Raw genomic sequence first — 22,290 nt, 5'->3', positions numbered from 1 at the left:
TCTATTGATTTAGTTTTTCAGCTAAAATATCGAGTACATTTTTGGCGTCTTTAAGCATGCCTTCAAAATTTGCTGGCTTTACAGTCAGATTAAATTGGGCCACAACTTTATCCAAATGGTCCAATTCATCCAACATGTTCTTTTCTGTAAGTTCTTCTCTTAGAATCCTGATTTTTTCAGCATCTTGAATGCCTTCCCTTAATCTTTCAAACCGAATGGAACTTCTGTTGTCGGGATAAACACTGTAGGTATCTCCAGCAGGCCAGGTGATGAAACGGGAATCTTGTAGCGGATTTTCTGTCCAGCTATTATACGACCATCTCAAAAAACCATCAAAATCGGCAGCCATAGTGTACCAACCAATGAATGTAGCTTCTGCCGGGGCCGAAAAGGTAAAGGTGTTTGGGAAGCCATCTGCACAGGATACATAAAAGGTGCTGATGTAGCCATTTGCTCTTCTAAGGATCAAATCTTCTTTATCAACCGGATCTCCAAAAGCGACGGACATATCCTTTAATTCATTGGGATAAAGTTTGTAGCTTTTATGATTATCGGCAAAAGAGACGCCAAATTCTGGAGCATGTTCATTGAGCAATTGCAACATGGCCTTCATTTCTTCCGGACCACGTTCGTCCATAGCTATTCTCGTAATGGTATTCCAACCTTTTTTCTCCAAATGCGCTTTAAACTGGTCCAAAAACGGAATCCATAATTCGCTATAAGCTTCAGTTCCTGGAGCCGCTTTTATTTTTATCTCTTTATTTTCGTTTTCATCGAAATAGTAGAATTCATTGCCCCATGGCACCATCGAATAACAGCTGATTTGATTTTTAACGCCTAAGTCCATCATCATTTGCACCCAACTATCAAAAATTGAATAATCATAGCTCCAAGTGCCATCTGCTTTCTTGCGCCATTCGATCATGGCTTCAAATTGATCAAAAGTCTGCCCGCCCCAAGGACGTTTGTTGAGAGAAACGGTAATCACTTTTTGTCCCGCATCTGCTAAACGTTTCATGATGGGTTTCAATAAATCAAAATGCGCTTCAGACCAAGGTTCAACATCATGATAACGGGCTACTGCGTAAGGATTTTGCCATAGATCCAAATGGAATTTCCAATCGGTAGCAGGTGGCAATACTTTATCAATCACACGAATGGAAAACGTCAGGGTTTTGGTCTCCTGTCCCTTGATATCAATGCTAAAAGTACTGTTGTAAGTTCCTGCTTTGGCATCAGAAGGCACATCAATCGAGATCCAAATAGGTCGTGTTTCTTCAGCTTTTATGGCGTAGGAATTTACAGGGTCTAAACCATCGGCGGCCAGTGAGGATGCAAAATCCTCTGGTTTTCTGTAGCCACAGCCTTCTGCAAACTCATCGGTTAGAATGTATTTTACGAAACTTATTTTGGCGATATCTGATGGTAAGGTTTCACCAGCATCCGACTTAAATTCTGACAGCTGCGTATGTACTTCGGTTAATGAATCTTTACTCCACAAGACGATTTGTGCAGAAGTTCGATCACCTTTCCAAGCAGTTCCGGACCAGGAGTTTTGTTGTTCAATTCTTGGGATTTCACTTCTTACAAAACGAATGTCGGTTGAGGTTACAGAAGCTTGCAGTCCGTTGGCAACGGCAGACCAATTTTCTTCAGTGTTTGGTGAAGGATCTTGAGGCTCTTCGTAGGTTTGAGCTACAGTAAATTCTTTGTTTTCATTCTGACAGCCGACTGTAAGTAGAATTGAAAGAACGAATACGCATTTAAAGATTAATTTCATTTTTGATTATAAATTTTGAATTGGTATTTTTTATTTGGAATTTTTCAATTCTCACTCTGCAATAACATCCCCTTTTAAAACTTTCTTTTCGCCGTTTGGTGCGGTGTACCAAACTTCTAATGCTCCACCTCCAGTGGCCTCATGGTATTTAATGGTGAGAGGATGCCATCCTTTTTTAAGTGCTACCATCCCATTTTTCTCCATTGCCGAATGGTTGCCGCCATTATCAACAACGAATATATCGCCGAGATACAATAAACTGCCATCATCAGATTTGGTGGCAAACTCGAACAATCCGTCTTCTTCTGCATAAAAATAACCTTTAAAAACCATGGACACGTGTTCTTTCCCATCATGATCTGAGAAAGCAATCGCCTTTTCGGATGTGAACGTGGCGTTTTTAGGTAAAACCACATCATCCACCACAGAAAATTGTTTGATACCTGCCCATCGTTTTAGACTGCCAGTATTTGGATTCACATCGATAGGTTCTAAATAAGTTTGTTTTTCAACCAGTGCGGATCGCGTGTCGCTTTCAATGTCGCCTCTATAGGCAATAGTATTTAGAGTGACTGTTTCTGTAAACTCTAGCGGACCGGTATATTTTTTAGAATCTTTTGAAGGCGTGGTGCCGTCGGTTGTATAATAGATATCCATCTCTTTCAGCGGCGCTTGCAATTCGACAATGGCTTTGTCCAAAAATGCGACTTTATCTTTAAAACCTGTTACGGAAGGGATGTGGTATTTAATATCCAGCGCATCCAATCGGTCGTATTGCAGCAGCATTCTCTTTTGGAAATCGTCATGGTTTTTATTGTCTTTTGAAGTCCATGCAGTTTCTGCCAAGGCCAATAGTCTTGGGAAGGCCATATATTCCAACCGTTTAAAATTAGGAATCATTTCCGACCATAAATTAGCCTGAACACCTAAAATATGTTTGGCTTGATCTTCCGTAAATCCTTCAGGAATGGGTTCATACTTGTAGACTTTTTCAAATGGGGTTACGTCGTGTTGGGCATCAAAGTAGTATTCAAAACAGGGGGTGAGCACCATGTCGTTGCCATTGTTGGCGGCAATATCTCTCATGGTAGGTGCCCAATTGCGCCACCACATCATGGTCGCATCCTCTGATAGACCTCCTTCAACAATTTCATCCCATCCCATAAGGCGTTTTCCTTTAGATTTCAAGAAGTCCTCAATCTCTCTATTGAAAAAGGATTGCAATTCGTGTTCGTTCTTTAAGTTATTATCTTTTATGGCTTGTTGACATAGCGGACATTCTTTCCACGATTGGATGTTCACTTCGTCACCACCAATATGAATGTATTCAGACGGGAATAATTCCACAATCTCCGAGAGGATATTTTTTGTGAATTCATAGGTGCTTTCTTTTCCTAAACATGCCGGAGTTGAAAAAAGTTCGCCCCAACCAGCTTCGCCGGTACAGGACAAATAGGGGTAATTATCAATTGCCGATTTAAAATGTCCGGGCATATCAATTTCAGGGATGACCTCAATTTGACGCTCTGCGGCGTAGGCAATAATTTCCTTGATGTCATCTTGGGTAAAGAATCCGCCGTACATTTTTTGTCCTTCACGACTGTGATAATGCTGTTCGTCTATAATATAAGAAGGATCTGTTTTAGCTAATTCGTTACAAGCAATGTCATGGGAGCTTTCCACACGCCATGCGCCTTTTTCCGTCAATAAGGGATATTTTTTAATTTCAATCCGCCAACCCTGATCGTCGGTTAAATGCATATGGTAGGTATTCAACTTATAAAGTGCCATATAGTTCAAAAAGATTTTTACCTCCTCTAGACTGAAAAAATGGCGACTGAAAACCATGTGCATGCCGCGCCATGCAAATCGCGGATTGTCTTTAATTTTAATGCTCGGAATCACCCAATTGTCTTCGTCGCTGTTTTCGATTTCAATACTTGGTGGAAGTAATTGACGCAAGGTTTGCACCCCGTAAAAATAGCCTGCGGCGTCACTCGCTTTTATGGTGATTTTTTTTGGCGTCACTTCTAACGTATACGCTTCACTAGCTATCTTATCATCATTTAAAAAAGCAACACCTCTATCTTCTCTCGTATCTATTATTGATAATGCATAACCGGCAGCATTCTCGAACAAATCAGATAAGTATTTGGCTGCGGGTTTTTGATTGTCATTTTCAACAGATATTTTAGTGTCTTCCGTAAATGTAAAGCTGCCTTCTTCAATAACCATTTCAGAAGGTTTTGGAACTATGGACACTTCCTCAGCCGTAAAAGTTCTAGTTTTTACGGTTTCGCAGCTATAAAGCATGAGTAAAAGCACTAATAATAAGGAGAGGTTTTTCATTTTTTCATTTTTTTAAGGGGTTGAATCCCTTAATTTTCTGTTCGTTCGGCTTCAAGGTTTCCGTGTTGATTTTTAAAATTTCTTAGACACGAATAGCACTAATTTTTACAAATTCCTTTGTTCTTAAAGGTAAAATCATTTTTTATACTATCTATTTCACGAATTGAATAGACTTTCAGTCTTTATTAAAATCCTATCAACTTATTCCATGGTTTAATTTTTTAACCTAACTAGAAATTCGCCTGCCCGTCCGTAGCTTTTGCGTAGGCGGAAACATCAAACTTTATTCCCCTTCAGTTTTGGACGCATCGACATCCTTAAAATAATTGATGCCTAAAGCATCCCAATGTTTTTGCATTTTTTTAAGTGCGATTTTAAAACTGTCGTAATCTTTATTTTCTAATGCAGTCCATCCGACTTCAGCATATGCGGCGATTCTTGGGAAAGTTTGTCGTTCCACATCAGCATTGGTTGGCGTCCATTCGCTCCACATTTGACAGCCGGTGCCATAAATATTTTTGTGGTATTGCGCATCCAAACCTTCAGGGATAGGATCAAAACTATAGGCTTTTTCTAAAGGAATGGAAGTGTAGCTGTAATCTAAATACGTCCTATTGTGCAAGGAATTTACTATGGCATATCCGTTTTTAGCAGCTTCGGTCAATAATTCCAAATCGCCTTTCCAGAAATGAACAATGGCGTTTTTTGCTAATTCAGTTTCTGCCTCTTGATCGTCTTTCTTTTCTTCAAAATCTGTATGGATGTTTTTACCTAAAATTTCGTTCCAACCCATCATGCGTCGACCATTTTCTTCAATATACTTTGAAATTTTGTTCGTAAAATCTATCTGCAGATCAGCAGGCGATTTGATGCCGTGTTCTTTCATGTATTTTTGAACCGAAGCCGATTTCTCCCATACTTCATAACCCACTTCGTCACCACCAATATGGATGACATCAGATGGGAACAATACAAATAATTCATCCAAAACATCTTTTATAAACGTCACCACTTCAGGTTTGGTCACATCATAATTGTCGTACAAGCGGCCAAATGTCACAGGTACGTCAATAGCTTTTCCGGCAGTTCCTAACCAAGTATAGGCCGCAATGGCCGCACTTGAATGTCCTGGCATTTCAAATTCTGGAACGATCGTAATGTTGCGTTCAGCAGCGTAAGCTACAATGTCTTTAATTTGCTCTTGGGTATAAAATCCGCCGTGCGGCTCTCCCGAAGTTTTTCCGCTTTTCCACGTTTCAATTTCACTATCGGCACGAAAGGCTCCAACTTCAGTCAATAGTGGATATTTTTTAATTTCAATCCGCCATCCTGCATCGTCAATCAGATGCCAATGGAAGGTGTTCATTTTTAACAATGCCATTTGGTCCAGCATTTGTTTTACGAATTCTTCGCCGTGAAAATAACGGGATTCATCAAGCATATAGGCACGCCATTTAAATCGTGGACTATCCGTAATTGTAATGGATGGCACTAAGTACACTTGGTCTTGAGATCCTTCTGGAGTCTCAATTGAAATCAGCTGTTTTAAAGTTTGGACGCCATAAAAGTATCCAGCAGCATCATTTGCCAAAATGCTTATCTTTTTTGGTGACACTATCAATTGGTAGGCTTCTGGTCCTAAATCTTCCTTTTTTTCAAAAGTGATGGACGCCGCAGAGTTTTCTCCTAAAGATGCATTGAAACCTGAAGTTTCAGAAATATAAGCTTGAAGATCTGCCGCCGCAGTTTTTTGTTCTTCATGATTTGAAAAAATTTGTTGATTGTCCTGAATGGCAAAAGAGCCTTCATTTAGGTCTAAAGACGAAGGTTTTGGAAGAAGGGCTATCTCAGATGCCGTAAAAGATCTGGTTTTTTCTGTGCAATTACTGAGTGTAAAAAGAGCGATTAAAGCTAAAAAGGTGGATTTCATTGTTATGATGGTTATAAGTGTTTCTTGGTGTCGTTTTATTGCAAAAAAATCAAGCTTAAAATATATGAATTTACTGAGAATTTTAAAAATGAATTCGACGGATGACCACCCCGGAACGCTGACCGCGTTTTACTTTATGGAGCCGATAAAATAGCATTTTCAAAATCGCGTTACATGACGTTCTTGTTTTATTCTTGTGGGATAAATTCCATTTTATATTCGGTGGTGGCAAAGGTCATTAAAGCGTCGTAAATATAATCGCTTACTTGTTTCTGACCTGGAACGTTGATCAAATCGGCAGTGTCTTCCGGTCGATGGTATTGTGGATGCGCGCCCGTGTGAATCCCGAGCACAGAAATATCTTTCTTAAAAAACGACACGTGGTCTGAACCACCAACTGAACCGGCATGGACAATTGGGGTTAAGTTCAAAGATTCACCTAACTGCTGCATAAATTCGACCCCTCCGGGAAATGTTCCAGCGCCATTCATATAGACATGATTTTCGTTGTTTAATCTGCCTACCATGTCCATATTAATCATCAGTTTAACCTGTGAAAGCGGGACTAACGGGTTATCTACAAAATACTGACTTCCCAGCAACCCTTGTTCCTCTGCACCAAATGCAATAAAAATGACACTTCGTTTTAACAAATCTTTATTTGCCGCTACTTTCTCGGCAATTTCTAAAAGCGCGGCAGTGCCACTGGCATTGTCATCGGCGCCGTAATGAATGGTGTTACTTTGGTCTGATTTTGAAGAAGGACCGCCCATTCCCAAATGGTCATAATGCGCACCTAAAATAATATATTCATTTTTCAGAAGCGGATCATTACCTTCAAGATAGGCCACAACATTGCAGGTTTTAGCAAGGCGTTTCTCAGGTTCTCCTTTATCGACACGTAAACGAGCCTTAAATTTCTGTTTATAATTTTTAGCTAAAGGGAGAAGGCCTTGTTCTTTAAAATCCTTGATGATGTATTTTACGACATCGCGGTTGGCTTTCGTACCAGGATAACGGCCTGCATTTTGTTCTGAAGCTAAAAACAGGATATGATCTTTGATTTCGTTTTCAGTGATTTCTACTTGGGAATAGGACGCACAATAGTTTAAGATTAAAAGTGAAAACAGAAGTATTTTTTTCATGGTGTTTCTATGTTTTATATTGATGAATAGGTCTGAAACAACTGTCTTGCTTAGAATTAGATAGACGATTAGGACAAATTTAGAAATTAATATGTAATACATAATACAATTAATTCTATTTTATTATATTTAGCATTATTTTTTGACGATGTGGGTGGTTGTCATTTTATTAAATTGGATGACCCACAAATTTCAATGAAATTTAACTGGTATCCGAACAAAGCACGAGTATTTTTAAGTAATCTCTCTAAAATGAAGAAAATTCTGAAAACGACACTTCTATTGGTCATTCTTTTTTTATGGATGCCGTCCTTTAGTCAAGAAATCTCAAAATTAGATGTTGCAGACCTTCCCAATTTGCCTGCCGAAACTTCCACAAGCGCATCCATTGGTTATGCCGGCATGTTGGGAGGCGCGCATAACGGCGTTCTTTTAGCAGCTGGGGGTGCAAACTTTCCTGAGGGTTTACCTTGGGAAGGCGGAAAAAAAGTATGGACTGATGCCATTTTTATTTATGAAAATGGCCAATGGCGTTTGTCTTCAACAACATTGCCGATGCCGTTGGGTTATTCGGCGTCTGTAGCAACTGCTCAAGGGATTTTGTGCATAGGAGGTAATAATGAAAATCTCATAAGTGATCAGGTCTTCTTAATGGCCTATAATAGTGGCAGCAAAGAGGTTGGAATTACGGAGTACCCGAAACTTCCAGAGCCTCTGGCATTTTCATCGGCGGTGGTCGTTGATGATTTTGTATATGTCGTAGGTGGTACCAATGATAAGGGCAGCACGAATTCATTTTACAGATTATCGTTAAAGGGCCAACAGCAATGGGAGAAACTCGCGGATTTCCCTGGACCTGCGAGAGCACTTCACACGACTGCCGTTCAAGAAACACAAACCACTAAGAAACTATTTGTTATTGGCGGAAGAGATGAAAGTGTAGGTCAGAAATCAGAAGCTTTAACCTCTTATTTATCCTACGATTTTAAAAATCAGATTTGGGCCGATGAAGGCGATCTGCTCATAAAAGACGCCTCAAGAGTATTGATGGGCGCATCTGCAGAGGTCATGGGTTCCATGCATATTATGGTTTACGGCGGGAGTGACGCCGTGCTTTTTGATGAATTGGAAAACATTGGTTTGGACTTAGCTAAAGTCGGAACAGACACTATAAGAAATCAATTGACCTCTAGAAGGGATGACATTTTAAACACGCATCCTGGGTTTTCAAATGATATCCTCGCCTACAATACCATTACCAAAAAATGGTTTGTTTATGCGAGCCTGCCTTCCAAAATACCGGTAACTGCACTTTCTTTTAAAAACAACAACGATTTTTTCATCGTTTCTGGTGAGGTCTCTCCAGGGATTCGTACTTCTGGGGTACAAAGCTTTAAGATTGCTGATGCCGCACATCCCTTTGGAATTCTCAATTATAGTATCCTTGCGATATACCTTTTGATATCTGTTTTGATTGGTCTTTATTTTGCCCGCAAACAAAAATCGACCGAAGATTATTTTGTAGGTGGTGGACGTATTCCTTGGTGGGCCGCTGGTTTAAGTGTATTTGGAACACTTTTGAGCGCCATTACGTTTATGGCCATTCCGGCTAAGGCTTTTGTGACCGATTGGTCGTTCTTTTTTCTGAATATTACGGCCATTCTCATCACGCCATTAATCGCTTTTGTGTTCATCCCATTTTTTAATAAACTAAAAATAAAAACGGCCTATGAATATCTTGAGGACCGCTTCAATTACGCCGCACGTGCTTTTGGAAGTTTATCTTTTATCTTATTTCAATTAGGACGCATCGGGATTGTATTGCTATTGCCTTCTTTGGCCATTTCCATTGTGACCGGCATCCCTGTGGAGACCAGTATTTTAATTATGGGCGTGCTGTGTATATTTTACACCACTTTTGGAGGTATTGAAGCGGTGATCTGGACCGATGTTATGCAAGTGGTCGTGCTTCTTGGAGGTAGTGTTTTAGCAGTGGCGTGGATTATGATGCATACGGAAACCTCATTTGGCGATATGATTACCTACGCTTCAGATAGGGATAAATTCAATATTGCCAATATGGATTTTAACTTTACAGAGTCCACGTTTTGGGTTGTTTTCATTGGTGGTCTTGCCTCGGCGATGGTCACGCAAGGGACGGATCAAACTATTGTTCAGCGGTATTTGACAAGTTCCAGTGTCAAGGATTCTCAAAAAACCTTATACACTAATGCGGTGTTGACCTTGCCCGCAACCATTATCTTTTTTGGGATTGGAACGCTGTTGTTTATGTTCTATTCTGAAATGCCCAGCAAACTGTCGCCGGCCATTTCCAATAACGATTCAATTTTTCCATGGTACATTGTAAGAGAGTTGCCAAAGGGCGTTTCAGGTTTGTTGGTGGCGGGAATTTTTTCTGCAGCTATGTCGAGTATCAGTAGTAGTCTGAATTCGGTTTCCACGGCTTATTGCAACGATTTCCATTTGCATTTCAGACCAAAAGTGGATGATCGTAAACTTTTGCGAATTGCGAGGGTCGCCACAATGGTTACCGGTGTTCTTGGTGTGCTTTTGGCCCTATGGATGGCAAGTTCTGAGATCAAATCGCTTTGGGATCAGTTCTATCGTTTCTTGGGACTTTTTACGGGAGGATTGGGAGGCATGTTCCTTTTGGGAATGCTTACCAAAAAAGCAAATGCCAAAGGCACATTAATGGGCTTGGTAGTCAGTGCGCTTTTGATATGGTATGTCAGCGTTTTTACAGAAATTAATTTTTTAATGTACTCGTTTTTGGGCGTTGCTTCGTGTTTTATCTTTGGCTATGCTTTTAGTTTGATGTTTCCAAATAAAGAAAAAGGTAGCATCGTTTAAAAAAAAGTGTATTTATACATTTAGGTTATTTAGATGTTGCTGGTTTTGAAGCTCGTTTTTAAATGCTCTAATTATCTCGCGTGAGGGATAGAAGTGGAAAGCCCGCAGCGATTCCGATAGGAGAAGCGAGGACTTGTAACGGATAGCCCGACCCTTTTGGGGCACGCCCAAATAAAACATCACGTGTATGATTATAAATTCAATACCATCTATTCTGCTTTTTTTTGCCAATCTGGTGAGAAATAAGTAGAGCGTCCACCCACTTTTATTTTTTGGATTTCCACGCCTGAGTGAAAACATGATGCGCCTTCTTTTCTATTATGGATTAAGAAATATTCTGGGAAATCGGGGTAATGGGCGTCGTTTTCAATGGCCACTTCTATGACGTTTTTCATGGCCTTAAAAATGGTATCAATATTTTTGTCCGAAAGAGCTTGAACTTTGGTTTCAGGATGGGTTTTTGATTGGTAAAGAATGTCATCCGCCATCCAATTGCCAATGCCAGCAGCGACACTTTGATCCATAAGAACGGCTTTGATAAACGTTTTCCGTTTGCGTAAAGAGTCTCTGAAATCTTCTAAGCTTAAGTCTCTGGCATCATCGCTGAGTTTGCGTGCTACTTTGTAATCTTCAATGGAATCTATCAGATCCCACCAGCCAAATTTGCGTTTGTTCTCAAAAGCAAAGTGAAAGCCATTTTCAAAAGTGAGTACAATATGTCCAAATTTTGGACGGTCTTCCTTTTCTTTATAGTAATTGGGACGGCCGGTCATTCCGAAATGGATAACGAGTATTTTTTTGCCCGAAGTTTTTACGAACAAATATTTTCCAATGCGTTTTGTTTCTGTAAGTTCTTCATTGACCAAATGTTTTTCGAAATCTGCGGTTGAGGTTTTGAGCAATCTAGTATCACGACATTCAAATGAAGTGATTTTTTTATGGAGGGCGGTGCTGTCAATATAAATTTTGTAGCCCTCTACTTCTGGTAATTCTGGCATTATCTTTTATTTGTGTCTAAATTAATTAAAATCTAGAGGATAATCATCGAGAGATTTTATAAAGCGTAGCAATGTATCGGTAAAAGTCCTATAGCCAGGTATTTAACATATCGAAGTGAATTCATTTTTAAATGAAGAAATCGGCGAAAAAATTCTTAATTTTGGTACTATGAAGATTTATAAGCTCACCACCGTAACAGATCAGGTTCTAAATGCCTTTGGGAAGTTGATTCCTCAACTCGCCCCTGGTCATCCTTTACCGACCAAAAAAGACCTTGAGGCAATTGTTAATTCTGATGGCACACGACTATTTATAGCAGAAGAGAATAATGAAATACTCGGTACATTGACCTTGGTATTCACTAAAATTCCTACGGGCGATAAAATTTGGATTGAAGATGTTGTGGTAGATAACTCAGCCAGAGGGAAAGGTGTTGGTGAACAATTGATGGCGTTTTCTATCGATTATGTCAAAAACCAAAACATTAAAACCATCAATTTGACTTCTAGTCCAGATAGAGTGGCTGCCAATACCTTATATCAAAAGTTAGGTTTTGTAAAAAGAGAAACTAACGTCTATCGATTGACAATTGAGTAAACCGCACTAAATTCTACAAGAAAGATCCTACTTCATGTTTGTTTAAATACTCATCCACGCCAATTTTATGGGCTTCGTGCTTGAAACTTACAGGGCTTTTTTTGAACTGTTTTTTAAAGCATTTTGAAAAATACTTCGGATCATTAAATCCGGTCATAAATGCTGTTTCAGAAACCGTAAATCCGTTTTTAGTGATTAAAACAGCCGCTTTTTTTAAGCGTAATATTCTTACGAAATCTACTAAACTATGACCTGTTAGCGCTTGACATTTTCTATATATGGTGGAATAGCTCATGTTTAAAGGTGCGGCCAATTCTTCCATTTTGAAATTGGCATCTTCCAATCTTAAAATAATATTGGCCACTAAATTTTCGAGAAAGATTTCGTCCTGTGATTTTTCCAAAGGAACTTCTGGTCTTGAAATCACTTCTTTTCGGTATTTCGTGATGATATCATCTTTAGCAATAAGAATATTTTCAATTTTAAGTAAGAGTTCCTTGGTGTTGAAAGGCTTGTTGATATATTCTATGGCGCCGGATTTCAACCCAGTTATTTTTGAGTGGGTCGAGTTTTTTGCAGTCAGTAAAATAATAGGAATATGTTTAGTGAGCTGCTCTTCTTTTAATTGTTTGCACATTTCAATACCATCAAGTTCTGGCATCATAATATCACTTAAAATCAGGTCTGGAATATTGCTCTTGGCATAATGAAATCCTTCAATGCCGTTTTCGCCTAATATGATATTATACTGATTTTGAAGAAGGTCTTTCAAGAAAAGTTGTAAGTCCAAATTGTCTTCAACAATCAGAATGGTCTTTTTTAAAGCGTTACTTTCGTTTTGCGTTTCAGCGATGACCTCATTTTCAATGGTAACTTCGTTAGGCTCATCGTCATCATCTGCCGTAATTCTTTCCATATCTGTATAGGCTTCCTTATGAATGGGAAACGTTATTGTAAATGTGGTACCGGTTATTGCGGAGGATTCCACCTCTATTTTTCCTTTGTGCAAATCAATCAATTCTTTTGTCAGTGCCAATCCTATCCCGATGCCTTTCTTTTTTCTTCCAATTTTGGATTGGTAAAAGAGTTCAAAAATCGTGTTCAATTCTTCTTTAGCCACGCCGGGACCGGAATCAGTTACGGATAAACGGATCATCTTTTTTGAATTGATCGGCGTTACGGTCAATATAATATTCCCTTCTTTTGGCGTAAACTTAAACGCATTGGAGAGGAGATTATATATGATATGTTCTAACTTTTCTTTGTCATACCATGCTGCAGTGAGGTTTTTGGGACAGTTGACCGCAAAGTCGATATGCTTTTTTCTTGCTAATTCATGGAATGACTGTGCAATGTCATCAATCTTCTTATAGAGGTTATTTTTAGTGACATTCAATCGGAGTCTATCCAATTCCTTATTTCTGACCAAGGTCAATTCGTAGGCAATTTTAGAAAGTCGCCTGCTATTATATCCGATGATTTCAAGGCGCTGTTTTAAAAGAAGATTGCCGTTTTTTTCTGCTTTCCGAATCATGTCATCAAGAGGTCCTAAAATCAGGGTTAGAGGCGTTTGAATTTCATGTGACATTTTAGCGAAAAAATTCATTTTTAATTCATGCAGTTCATTCTGATTTTGATGACTTATTTTTTCTGTGAACAACTTCTTTTTTAAGGCATACCAACGTCTTACGCCATAAACCATTAAACCAAAAAAGGCTATGTATAAAATCCAGGCAAAGGGTTTATTCCAAAATGGTTGTTCAATAGAGATGTTTATACTTTTGGCAGGAATGTCCCAAACGTTGTCTCGTGTGCCTGCCTTAACCTCAAAAGTATAATTGCCCGCAGGAATGTTGGTGTAGGTGGCAGAACGTTCCAAATGACTATAGATCCAATCGTCGTCAAAACCTTTTAACCTATAGGCGTAAAAGTGTTTCGGATATAATATATTGTCCAAAGCAGCAAAACGAAACGAAAATGACGACTGATTGTGTTTTAGATGCAAGGACTTGACATTGACAATGCCACTGTCAATTTGTTCTGGCAATAGAACTTCCGCTGGTTGGTTTAGAACTTCTATGGTGTTAATTTGTAGGTTGGGCTGTGATTCTTTTTTGTGTAAATCTTTGGGATAGAAATAATTAAAGCCTTTCGATCCACCAAAATATAAGACGCCCTTATGATCCTTAAACGCGCTTCTCGACAAAAACACGTTATCCTGCAGTCCGTCAGTGATATAATAGGTTTTTATGATGGCGTCTCTAGTATTGAAATTGACAATGCCATTGATGGAGCTTATCCATAAATTATCATTCCCTGTATTGATAACCGCGGTGAGCGTTCTATCTGAAATAGTCTTTAAATCCTCAAATGAGGTAAACGTATTTTTTTTGATATCATACTTTAATAGTTTTCCGATATCATTTATCAGCCATAAGCTGTTATAAGTGCCTTCTGAAATGGATTTGACACTTTTTATCCTGTCCAATTGATCATTCAAGATGGAAAAGTCTAAAAAAGTAGAGGCACTTAACTCAGTGTGATTCTCCTTAAATTGAAATAAGCCACCCTCATAAATACCTAGCCATATGCTGCCATTTTGAGTTTCGATGATGCTTTCAACAATGGTGCCTCTTAAACTATTCGCATTGTTTTCAAAGGATGCCAGAAGTTCCAGATTGTCTGAATAGATGTTCAGGCAGGTATTGGATCCTACCCAAACGCGTCCTTTGCTATCTTTAAAAACCGTCCGAACGTCGGACGCTTTTTGATTTTTGGAGTTTAATACGGGAATTTCACGAAAGTCTCTTTTTTTGGCATCATAGAACCACAGCCCATTTTTGTAGGTGCCAATCCATATATTGCCATTGTTGTCCTCGGTTATGCTTTGGACGTAAAACCCTTTGTTAGTATTGAAATCATTGAAAAACTGCTTTTCATTTGAACTTCCATCGGGGTTGAAAGTAATTCTGGTAAGTCCGGATCCATCCGTCCCTGCCCATAACACATCGTCAGAACCTTTGTAAATACTCAATATTCGGCTAGGCACACGATTTTCAGAGCCCTCGTGATAATTGATGTTATTATCTGCGTTGGGTAAGATATTCAAGTTGCCGTAATTGGGTGTGATCCAAATGTTTTGATGATTATCCTCATTAATATGTAAAATGGTATTACTACTTAAAGAAGATTCACTATTCACTTGTTTGCTGAACAGAAGAACATCACCTGTTGTTAAATTTACTTTATATAAACCACCGCCATCGGTTCCTGCCCATAGAAATCCACGTGTGTCCGCATAAAGATTCAGAAATAATTCATTTTTAATGTTGTGCGAATTTCCTTTGAAAAATGAATCTTGAATAAATTGTTTCTTAGTGATGTCATATAAAAAAAGCCCACTGGTTTCCGTACCAATCCATAATCTATTGTAATTGTCCGCCAATAACCTTAAGCTTTCGGGATAATTATTAAAGGGTGCTTTTAGAAATTCTTGGTTTTGGGATGGTATAGAATATACCATAACGTTGCCATCTCCTGTGCTTAAGAAAATGTCCTTATTTTGTCCCACTGCAAGATCCACAACGGTTTTTGAAGTGCTGCCCATGCCAGGAAAAGTAGTAATGCTATCCGTTTTAGAGTTGGCATAGGTGTAAATACTGCCTTTACTTGTGGCTAACCAGATTTCTTTGTTTTTTGAAGTGATGGCTCCAATTTTCTCATTATTTATCAGTGGTGTTACATCCTCAAAAATACCTTTGCTAGGATCATATTGAGTTAATGAACCTTGGGCTGAGATCAGCCAGATATTTTTAAAATCATCAATAAGAATGTCTTTTATGGATTCATAATCTTTGGAATTAGGAAAAATATTTTGGTTGCTGATGTGTCGGTAGTTATACCCATCATAGATGTATATGTCTCCTTTATCAACCATCCAGATATTTCCAAAAGCGTCCTGTATCGTTTTGTTAACCGTAATCGCTCTATTATCTGTAGTAGGCGCTAAATGCGTAAAATTGACATGGTGCTGTGCAAGTGCAGACGTAACGGTCGCTATAAATAAACAAAGGGTTAAAAGATAAGGCTTCAAACTGTACATAAGTCAATTCTTGGATTTGTAGACTATTTCCTTGAAGGACATAAATATTAGGATAGCTACTAGAGTAACTGATTAATTATGGTAAATATATTAATAATATAAATGCAAGGCGCCTTGTAGAGAATGGATTAATAGAGCATAAGCCATTAATTCGTCAAATAGGAGGATTATTTCAGCATTCATGTCATTTTCTCCACAATTGCCTAAAATCTCTACCACATTAACGGACTTTAATTCCAAATTTGAGAGCTAGATTATTTAACGAAACATTAACGATTTCATAATATGAGTTCAAGAAGAGATTTTGTCAAAAAAACAGCTTTGGCTGGCGCAGGTTTAATGATGCTTCCTAATATGTCCTTTGGTGCGATGTTGGGTTCAGCCGACCAAAAATTAAAAATGGCATTTATAGGCGTTGGCCTAAGAGGAGTAAATCATTTAAACAATGCATTGCTCAGAAAGGATACGGAAATTACTGCCATCTGTGATGTGGATCCTGCTAGGATTGAAGTTGCACTGAAAATGATCAAGGATGCAGGATTTGCAAAACCACAGGTTTTCAGTAAAAATGATCAAGATTATCTAAATCTATTGAACTTGAAAGAGGTTGACGCGGTTGTGATTTCTACACCTTGGTTGTGGCATACAAGAATGGCTGTTGATTCTATGAGAGCAGGAAAATACACCGGCTTGGAAGTTTCTGCTGCCAATACCTTAGAGGAGTGCTGGGACTTGGTAAACACGCACGAAGCAACAGGATCTCATTTAATGATTCTTGAAAACGTCAATTACCGTAGAGATGTTCTCGCTGTATTAAATATGGTGAAACAAAATGTCTTTGGTGAATTGGTCCACTTTAGATGCGGGTATCAGCACGATTTGCGTGGCGTAAAGTTCAACGATGGTAAGACGGCTTACGGTAAAGGCGTGGAGTTTGGAGATAAAGGTATTTCTGAATCTGCATGGCGTACCCAACATTCACTGTTAAGAAACGCAGATGTCTATCCAACGCATGGTTTAGGACCTATGGCTGTTATGTGTGATATCAATAGAGGAAATCGTTTGATGTCCTTAACGTCCAATGCATCAAAAGGGATCGGATTACATAATTATATTGTTGACAACGGTGGCAAGGACCATCCCAACGCTAAATTGAAATTCAAGCAAGGTGATGTGATTACCACGACGGTAGAAACCACCAATGGCGAAACCATCATTATTACGCATGACGTTAATCTACCAAGACCTTATTCCTTAGGGTTTAGGGTTCAGGGTGCCAACGGTTTATGGGAAGATGATGGAAAAAGAATTTATATCGAGGGTAAATCAAAACCACATCAATGGGATGATGCCGATGAATGGCTTAAAAAGTACGACCATCCCTTATGGAAAAAGTATGGCGAGCTCGCTACTGGCGCTGGTCATGGTGGCATGGACTTTTTTGTGATGAATTCCTTTATAGAATCAGCCAAAGAAAAAATTGCACCTCCTATGGATGCCTATGATGCGGCGGCATGGAGTGCAATTACCCCACTTTCAGAAGCGTCTATAGAAAATAATGGAGCACCTCAGGAAATCCCGGATTTTACAAGAGGAATGTGGGTAAAACGTAAGCCTTACAATTGGATCAAGGATACCTATTAAGAAATAAAATATACTGTGATTTTTTAAAAATGAAAATAAACTTAAAATAAAACTTATGAAGAAACTATTATTAGTCTTATTCTTATCCTTATTTGTTGGATCTGCTTATGCGCAGCAATCTAAAATTGAGGTCAAAGGTACGATAACTGAGGCCAGTACTGGGATTTCTGTTCCAGGAGCAACTGTTTTAGAAAAAGGTACTACCAATGGGACGGTGTCTGATTTTGATGGAAATTTTTCTATAAATGTCACTAGCGACGCAACTTTGGTAGTGTCATTTATGGGATTTGTAACTCAAGAGGTTCAAGTCAATGGCAGGACGACCATAGGCATTAGCTTGAAGGAAGATATCGCCAGTTTGGATGAGGTGGTTGTTGTTGGATATAGTACACAAAAAAGAGAGAGTTTAACCGGCGCATTGAATACGGTTACTGGAGATGACCTTAGGGATGTTACTACGCCATCCGTAGAAAACATGCTTAATGGAAAAGCACCTGGGGTATATGTAGCTTCTGGGTCAGGGCAACCAGGTTCAAGAGGTGCAGTTGTTATTCGTGGGCAAGCTACGTTAAGTGGTACAACGAGCCCACTTTGGGTTATTGATGGGGTTATTGTTGGATCTAGTGCAGGGGAATTGAACCCAGATGATATCGAGACCATGACGATTCTTAAAGATGCTGCTTCCACATCCATTTATGGATCTCAGGGGGCTAACGGCGTTATTGTGGTAACGACAAAAAGAGCTAAAATTGGAAAAACTTCGGTTAACTTTTCTACTAAAGTGGGTATTAGCACACTCAATAACGGTAACACAAATATGATGAATGGGGCGGAATTATATGATTATTACTCCTCGTTTTCCAATGCCAGTCAAATTTCATTTCCACGTTGGAATGCTGATTTACGTAACAGCAATTTTAATTGGTGGGATTTGGCCACTAAGACTGGTTTGACACGTACGTATAACGTTTCCATTCAAGGAGGTACTGAAACACTGCGTTCTTATATGTCTCTTGGGTTATACGATGAAGAAGGAGCTGTTAAAGGTTATGACTACAAACGTTATAATTTCCGTTTCAAAACGGAATACAAACCGTTGGATTGGTTGACTATAAAGCCGGCAATTTCTGGTTCTATGCGTGATGTGGATGACCGTCAGTATTCTACAACGGCCATGTATTCTAACTTACCATGGGACAGTCCTTATAATGAAGATGGAACTTTGGTGGGACACCGTTCCAGCAGTTGGGTAAATAGTGCCAGCACCAATTATTTGTACGATCTTCAGTGGAATCATGGTGCCAGCAAGAATTATGAGTTCATGGGGAATATGGATTTTGACGTCAGATTGACGGATTGGTTGACCTTCTCCTCTATCAACAACATACGTTACAATACTTATAAGTCAAGTGGTTATACAGATCCTCGCTCTAGTGGCGGTGAAAGCGTAGGTGGTCGTATTGAAGAATATCGATCAGATTATACCCGTATGTTTACAAGTCAGCTGTTAAGATTTAACCAAAGTTGGGGTAAACATGACGTCAATGCTTTATTGGCTTATGAATTTAATGATTATACTTCGGAAACTTTGGACGTGGCAGGTACCGGATTTATTCCAGGTTTTGAAGTTTTGGACGTTGTAGCAGTCCCAGAGCGAACCAAAGGTGGTATCAGTGAATGGGCTGTCCAATCGGTTTTTTTCAACGCTAACTATGCCTATGATAATAAATACATGGGTCAGGTTTCCTTCCGTAGAGATGGGGCTTCCAACTTTGGTGACAACGCCAAGTACGGTAATTTCTTCTCGGTGAGTGCGGGATGGAACATCAACCGTGAAGAGTGGTTTAAAGCAGACTGGGTAGATAATTTGAAAATCCGTGCATCTTACGGTTCGGTAGGAAACCGTCCAAGTGCTTTGTATCCACAATATGATTTATATGCTGTATCAGGTGGCGCGAGCTACAACCAGAATCCTGGAGCATTGATCAGTCAAATAGGAAACAAAGATTTAACTTGGGAAAAGACGTATACCAGTGGTATAGGGATTGACGCAAGTATATTGAACAACCGCGCCAGATTAACGGTTGATTTATATGAGAAGAATACTGATAATATCCTGTACCGAGTTCCAATCACTGGATTGACAGGAGTGACGAGCATTTGGCAGAATATTGGTGAAATGGAAAACAAAGGAATTGAGGTTGCCATTGGTGGCGATATCATTCGTAATCAAGATTTGACTTGGAGTGTAGACTTGAATTTTGGTCATAATACTAATAAGTTGACTAAACTCTACAAAACAAAAAATGCCAATGGTGATTACGTGGTTAGACCAATTATAGTTGGTGATGGTCTAGGCATTGCCGGTTCCGCACAACGCATGTTGGAGCCAGGTCGTCCAGTGGATACCTATTATTTAAAAGAATGGGCTGGCGTTAATCCTGATGACGGATTGCCATTGTGGTACAAAGTAGAAAGAGATGCCGACGGAAATGAATTGTCTCGTGAAACCACTTCTAATTATTCACAAGCAACATTTGAGAAAACAGGTAAGGTATCTCCTGATATTTTTGGAGGTTTTTCTACAGCATTAAATTATAAGAGATTTGATTTTAACGCTGTATTCGGTTATGCTCTAGGCGGTAAAATATATAATTACTCAAGACAGGAATACGATTCGGACGGAACTTATACAGACCGTAACCAAATGCGTTTGAGACCAGAATGGAGCCGTTGGGAAAAGCCAGGTGATATTGCAACGCATCCTGTAGCGAGGTATAATAACCAGGATAAAGGAAATGCAACATCCACGCGTTATTTAGAAAACAACGATTTTTTAAAGTTACGTTCCTTGACTGTAGGTTATAATATCGACTTAAGCCAGTTTAAGGTGGATAACTTACGCATCTCCTTATCTGGAGAGAATTTATTCACCATCACCAAATACTCAGGGGTAGATCCAGAAATCCCAGCAATTGATGGAGCTGTAATGGGATCAACAGGTCCTGCAGTATATCCGACCACGCGTAAATTTATGCTTGGACTTAACTTACAATTTTAAAACTATACACCATGAAAAAAATATTTATAGCGCTATTGGTCACGGCAACATTCACAGCGTGTGATATCGACCGCCTGCCTCACGGAAGTATGGATTCACAGACTATTGTCGGTGATCCTGATGCATCTCTCGAAGCGTTGCTCAACGGAATGTATGCCCAGTTAAAAGCTTGGTCAGATCCTATGCATAGAATGGGAGAATATGCAGGAGATAATATGATGATCCGTGGATCATCTACTGATGCCTTCTACGAATTTCTTTCTTATGCACGTACTCCAAACAACTATCGTTTGACCCAAATGTGGGATTCGGGGTATAAAGCTATTGCTCAGGCTTCAAATATTATTGATATGATTGATGAAGGACAAAGTGCTGAGATTGATAATAAGATTGGGGAATCCTACTACGTGCGTGGGATGATGTATTTTTACTTGACCCGTGCGTTTGGACGTCCTTATTACCAAAACCCAGAAACAAATTTGGGTGTTCCAATCGTGAATGGAACTCCTGACGATGTTCTTAATATGAATTTTGATGATCGTGCAACAGTAAAAGAAAGCTACGAGCAGGCCATCAACGATTTAAAGAAGGCCGAATCATTATTGACTTTAGATAAAACTTCTATCTACGCATCAAAAGAAGCAGCTCAGGCCATGTTGTCCCGCATCTATCTTTATATGAGTGGCACCTATACGGCACCTAATACAGAATATGCGCAGCTTGCAGTAGATTACTCAAACAAAGTTATCAATTCTGGAAAATATTCGTTGTTACCAAGAGCACAGTTTATGAAGTACAATACCTTTATCCCAGAAAACAATGCCGAAACTATATTTGCTATCAAACGTGTGGCTTCTGAGTATTCAGGTTTTGACCATTACTATGGCGTTGGAGGAATGTATGCCAATTTAGGTGGAATGGGCTGGGGAGAAATGTATGCCAGTGCTAAATATATTGATTTGCTAAATGAAACCGGTCGCAATGACTGGCGTGAAGATAGCTATAATCTGGTAGATGCACGTGCAGCCTTTATCATGCCTACTTATTCAAAAGATGCTAACACTGGAAATTACACTGAAGTGTTTCGTTTTGTCAAGGAAGATGGTCCTAATAACTTAAACTATGTACAAGCAAATATCACTCGTAGCGGTGGTGCCATTACCGCTAAGGAAGGCGATAATACTTATACGCTTACTGCTATTGATGCGAATCAGGAAACTTATTCTATTGTTTACAAAGACGGCAAAACTTATTCAGGTGTCATAGATGATTATATCACACTTAACCGTGTCTATCCACAGTTCTACATTACAAAAGCATCATTGGAAGGTGAGGAGTCTCATTTGCACTCTCCCGTAATCAGTCGTTTGGGTGAGGTTTACCTGAATCGTGCTGAGGCCTATGTCAAATTGGGGAATTATAGCGATGCCCTGATTGATCTTAATACTATTAGAGAGCGTTCTATTGTTAATGGTGGATACACTACTTTGGATGCCGACAATGCTGGCGCTCGGATTGACAAAGAACGTCAATTGGAACTTGCTTATCAAGCAGAGCGTAGTTATGATGTATTCAGAAATGGCAAGGAACTGACACGTCACTATCCAGGACCTCACAATCAATTTGATGATATCTCGGCTACTGATTATCGTGTGGTTTATTATATTCCACAAGATGCCATAAATTCTTACCCAGGAACATTGACTCAGAATCCGACCCAATAAATCCTGTAAGAGTCAAAGATATTGATTGAGAGTGAACATCTCGGGAGAAGCTTGACCTTAAAATCAAGCTTCTCTCAATTTAACCTTT

11 protein-coding genes are annotated in these 22,290 nt (G+C 39.2%); 5 read left to right on the top strand and 6 right to left on the bottom strand.

Annotated features, from left to right (window positions below; genetic code table 11):
* Position 1: 1 nt before the first annotated feature.
* The 4 genes from ESZ48_RS10785 to ESZ48_RS10770 all read right to left on the bottom strand — a co-directional run bounded on the left by ESZ48_RS10785 (position 2) and on the right by ESZ48_RS10770 (position 7,204).
* The gene (locus ESZ48_RS10785) at positions 2–1,780 is read right to left on the bottom strand and encodes a DUF4091 domain-containing protein (protein ID WP_129017493.1); all 1,779 of its coding nucleotides are present in this window, start codon (positions 1,778–1,780) and stop codon (positions 2–4) included.
* 51 nt (positions 1,781–1,831) lie between these two features.
* Positions 1,832–4,129 (bottom strand): family 20 glycosylhydrolase, encoded by a 2,298-nt coding sequence (locus tag ESZ48_RS10780; protein ID WP_129017492.1) that lies wholly within the window; start codon positions 4,127–4,129, stop codon positions 1,832–1,834.
* Between the two features lie 283 nt (positions 4,130–4,412).
* Positions 4,413–6,059 carry a beta-N-acetylhexosaminidase gene (locus tag ESZ48_RS10775; protein ID WP_129017491.1) on the bottom strand — a complete coding sequence of 549 codons (1,647 nt, stop codon included), beginning with the start codon at positions 6,057–6,059 and terminating at the stop codon, positions 4,413–4,415.
* Positions 6,060–6,247: 188 nt separating this feature from the next.
* Positions 6,248–7,204, bottom strand: coding sequence for a M20/M25/M40 family metallo-hydrolase (locus ESZ48_RS10770; protein ID WP_129017490.1), 957 nt, complete (start codon positions 7,202–7,204; stop codon positions 6,248–6,250).
* 252 nt (positions 7,205–7,456) lie between these two features.
* On the opposite strand from ESZ48_RS10770, the gene ESZ48_RS10765 reads away from it, so the two are divergent.
* Positions 7,457–10,075 carry a sodium:solute symporter family transporter gene (locus tag ESZ48_RS10765; protein ID WP_129017489.1) on the top strand — a complete coding sequence of 873 codons (2,619 nt, stop codon included), beginning with the start codon at positions 7,457–7,459 and terminating at the stop codon, positions 10,073–10,075.
* A 209-nt stretch (positions 10,076–10,284) separates the two neighbouring features.
* Here the strand turns inward: ESZ48_RS10765 and ESZ48_RS10760 are convergent, their stop codons facing one another.
* Positions 10,285–11,073, bottom strand: a complete 789-nt coding sequence (locus ESZ48_RS10760; protein WP_129017488.1) for an Fpg/Nei family DNA glycosylase — start codon at positions 11,071–11,073, stop codon at positions 10,285–10,287.
* Positions 11,074–11,242: 169 nt separating this feature from the next.
* Between ESZ48_RS10760 and ESZ48_RS10755 the strand changes: the two genes are divergently transcribed.
* Positions 11,243–11,671: a GNAT family N-acetyltransferase gene (locus ESZ48_RS10755; RefSeq protein ID WP_129017487.1), complete on the top strand. Its 429-nt coding sequence runs from the start codon at positions 11,243–11,245 to the stop codon at positions 11,669–11,671.
* A 13-nt stretch (positions 11,672–11,684) separates the two neighbouring features.
* Here ESZ48_RS10755 and ESZ48_RS10750 read toward each other — a convergent pair whose 3' ends face one another.
* The gene (locus ESZ48_RS10750; RefSeq protein WP_129017486.1) at positions 11,685–15,773 is read right to left on the bottom strand and encodes an ATP-binding protein; all 4,089 of its coding nucleotides are present in this window, start codon (positions 15,771–15,773) and stop codon (positions 11,685–11,687) included.
* A 285-nt stretch (positions 15,774–16,058) separates the two neighbouring features.
* On the opposite strand from ESZ48_RS10750, the gene ESZ48_RS10745 reads away from it, so the two are divergent.
* The 3 genes from ESZ48_RS10745 to ESZ48_RS10735 are packed head-to-tail and all read left to right on the top strand — an operon-like array spanning position 16,059 to position 22,202.
* Complete coding sequence (locus tag ESZ48_RS10745) at positions 16,059–17,417, top strand: Gfo/Idh/MocA family protein (protein WP_129017485.1); 1,359 nt, start codon at positions 16,059–16,061, stop codon at positions 17,415–17,417.
* 55 nt (positions 17,418–17,472) lie between these two features.
* Positions 17,473–20,478, top strand: a complete 3,006-nt coding sequence (locus tag ESZ48_RS10740; protein WP_129017484.1) for a SusC/RagA family TonB-linked outer membrane protein — start codon at positions 17,473–17,475, stop codon at positions 20,476–20,478.
* Positions 20,479–20,489: 11 nt separating this feature from the next.
* A complete protein-coding gene (locus ESZ48_RS10735; protein WP_129017483.1) occupies positions 20,490–22,202 on the top strand; it encodes a RagB/SusD family nutrient uptake outer membrane protein in 1,713 nt (570 codons plus the stop codon).
* Positions 22,203–22,290: the final 88 nt, after the last annotated feature.

Source organism: Gelidibacter gilvus, from assembly GCF_004115975.1.
Taxonomy (GTDB): Bacteria; Bacteroidota; Bacteroidia; order Flavobacteriales; family Flavobacteriaceae; genus Gelidibacter; species Gelidibacter gilvus.
This window is presented reverse-complemented; position numbering and strand designations above follow the sequence as displayed.